The following is a 661-nucleotide window of genomic DNA, read 5'->3' as shown; positions in this document are numbered from 1 at the left end:
CTCATCGCCTCGCATCCGCTCGGCACTTCTCCCCGCTGGGGAGAAGGGGGAGACCGTGGCTGGGCGCCTCATTCCATTGCGACATGCTACGGCTGAGCAGGCACCGTCGCCATCGGCGTCTTGATCGTTTCCCGCTGCCGCGAAATCCAGCGCGTCAAGGACGAACAGGCAGCGTTCGCGCATTGATGGGGTGATGGCGGGGTCCCACATCGGTGTCCGTCTCCCCGGCGGAGAGCGGCGAACTCCCTCTTCTCCCCAGCGGGGAGAAGGTGCCCGAAGGGCGGATGAGGGGGGCCGAAGGCCACCTTAAGCTGGCTCAGAGTTTGCCTCNNNCATCGCCTCGCATCCGCTCGGCACTTCTCCCCGCTGGGGAGAAGGGGGAGACCGTGGCTGGCCGCCTCATTCCATTGCGACATGTTACGGCTGGGCAGGCACCGTCGCCATCGGCGTCCTGATCGCCTCGGTCGTCTCCCGCGGCCGCGAAATTCAGCGCGTCAAGGACGAACAGGCAGCGTTCGCGCATTGATGGGGTGATGGCGGGTCCCACATCGGTGTCCGTCTCCCCGGCAGAAGCGGCATCCTCCCTCTTCTCCCCAGCGGGGAGAAGGTGGCCCGAAGGGCGGATGAGGGGGGCCGAAGGCCACCTTAAGCTGGCTCAGAG

Annotated in this window: 1 pseudogene; it reads left to right on the top strand. The window is 66.6% G+C overall.

What is annotated here, in order from left to right:
- Positions 1-333: 333 nt before the first annotated feature.
- A pseudogene (locus ASD32_RS30440) lies at positions 334-526 on the top strand (hypothetical protein); the annotation flags it as partial.
- Between the last annotated feature and the right edge of the window lie 135 nt (positions 527-661).

This window comes from Rhizobium sp. Root483D2 (assembly GCF_001426685.1).
Lineage (GTDB): Bacteria > Pseudomonadota > Alphaproteobacteria > Rhizobiales > Rhizobiaceae > Pararhizobium > Pararhizobium qamdonense.
Note: the sequence above shows the minus strand (reverse complement) of the source record. Positions and strands in the feature narration are given on the sequence as shown.